Origin of the sequence: Gilliamella sp. App6-5 (genome assembly GCF_001690525.1) — a bacterium.
GTDB lineage: Bacteria > Pseudomonadota > Gammaproteobacteria > Enterobacterales > Orbaceae > Gilliamella > Gilliamella apicola_H.
Genome location: NZ_LZGT01000006.1, coordinates 1 through 2,131 on the forward strand (window position 1 = coordinate 1; position 2,131 = coordinate 2,131).

At 38.9% G+C, this 2,131-nt stretch carries 1 protein-coding gene and 1 pseudogene; one reads left to right on the forward strand and one right to left on the reverse strand.

Annotation, left to right across the window (positions count from 1 at the left end; all coding sequences use genetic code 11):
- Positions 1-1,212: pseudogene (locus tag A9G24_RS12610) on the forward strand (IS1182 family transposase); the annotation flags it as partial.
- A 43-nt stretch (positions 1,213-1,255) separates the two neighbouring features.
- On the opposite strand, the gene A9G24_RS01330 reads toward A9G24_RS12610, so the two are convergent.
- On the reverse strand, positions 1,256-2,131 hold an 876-nt coding region (locus A9G24_RS01330), incomplete at its 5' end, for a class I tRNA ligase family protein (protein ID WP_176701146.1).

A 2,131-nucleotide genomic window follows, 5' to 3' on the forward strand; every position in this document is an offset into this window, starting at 1 on the left:
AGAAGCGGTAGCACCACTTTATTGCCCTAATAATGGTCGTCCAGCAGAAGATCCGGTCAGACTGTTTAAAATCATGTTATTGGGGTATCTTTTCGGTATCCCCAGTGAACGTCGTCTGGTTCAGGAAATTCAGGTCAATTTAGCTTACCGCTGGTTTCTGGGAATGGGATTAACCGAAAAAGTGATTGACGCCTCAACACTTAGCCAAAATCGTCGCCGTCGGTTTAATGACAGTGAAATCTATCAACAGATTTTTGATAATATTGTTGAGCAGGCCATTGCCAAAGGGTTGATAAGTGGTCGGGTTTTATATACGGACAGTACTCACCTAAAAGCAAATGCCAATAAAGGCAAAGCACGTAATGAGCAGCGTATTGTTGAGCCCAGTCAATATATTGATGCGCTTAATCAAGCCATCAACGCAGAAAGAGAATTAAACGGAAAAAAGCCTTAAAGCCATCGACGGTAGAGAAATACAAGGAGGTTAAAGTCAGTACAACAGATCCAGACAGTGGCTTTATGCATCGGGAAGGCAAGCCTAAAGGATTCTTCTACTTAGATCACCGAACGGTTGATGGCAAACATAATTTAATTACCGATACCTATGTCACTGCCGGAAATATCCATGATTCCCAGCCTTACATGGCTCGATTAAAACGCCAGCTAGAGCGGTTTGGCTTTAATCCGGTTGGTGTCGGTCTTGATGCGGGTTATTTTACGGCTCCCATTTGCCATTTACTGCTGGCAAAGCAGATATATCCGGTGTTGGGTTATCGTCATTATCATTCTGATGCAACAACCTGCAAAATCTGTCCGTTATTGTCACAGTGTACACAGAGTAAAAATACACAGAAAGTCATCACACGGCATATTTGGGAAGCAGATAAAGAGATAGCCAACGAAATTCGTTTAAGTCAGTGGGGTAAAAAAGTCTATGCTCGGCGAAAAGAAACCATAGAGCGCAGCTTTGCTGATGCTAAACAACACCACGGACATCGCTATGCACGATTTAGAGGAAGAGCGCAGGTTCAAATGCAGTGTTTATTGGCCGCAATGGCTCAAAATATCAAGAAAATAGCGATAAAGCTATTTTTGTTACGTTTTTTTAAGCTATTTTTTAATTTATTTAATCAAATCCAAATTAAAAAGCCTATTTATGGTTTAAATAAAAAAATAAACCCCGAATTATATCGAGGTTTGTCATCAATCTGAACCTCTCAAACGAGAGGTTTTTATTACAAAGATTAAAAAAAGATTAAAGATTTTTTATGGCAACATACTGCTCTTGCAGTTTGGCTTTATCATCAATATAACCTTGTTGTTTTTCTTTTTCTTTCGCAACTACTGCCGCAGGGGCTTTGTCGACAAAGCTGGCATTAGACAGTTTATTTTCAATACGAGAAATTTCGCCATTGATGCGTTCAATTTCTTTTTCTAAACGCGCAAGTTCGTTTTCTTTATTGATTAATCCTGCCATTGGGATTAGCAACTCGGCGCCATCAACCAGTTTTGTGACCGATAATGGTCCAGTTTCACCATCACCAAGTAAAACAATTTCAGACAATCTTGCTAATGATTCAATAAAATTGATGTTATCAGCGATGATTCGATGTACCGTTGGAGATCCTTTTCGAATCAATAATTGTAGTGGTTTACTTGGCGCAATATTCATTTCGGCACGAATGTTTCGTACGGCAATTACGACATCTTTTATCCAATTAATATCGGCTATTGCTTGATCATCTGAATGCTGTTCATCAAAAGCAGGCATTGGCTGTAACATTATAGTGTCAGCAGTTATATTCATTAAGCCTTTTACATTTTGCCAAATTGCTTCGGTTATAAATGGAATAATCGGGTGCGCAAGACGTAATAGAGCTTCTAATACCGTAATTAACGTATGGCGAGCTGCGCGTTGCTGTGATGGTTCTCCATTGGCTAAAATGGATTTGGTTAGCTCTAAATACCAGTCACAGAATTGATTCCATGTGAACTCATATAAAATATTAGCGGCTAAATCAAAACGATAAGTATCAAATGCTTCTCGGTAAGATTTAATGGTTTGATTAAATTCGGCTAAAATCCATTTATCTGCTAAAGAATAATCTAAATCCCCACTTTTAAAGCCACA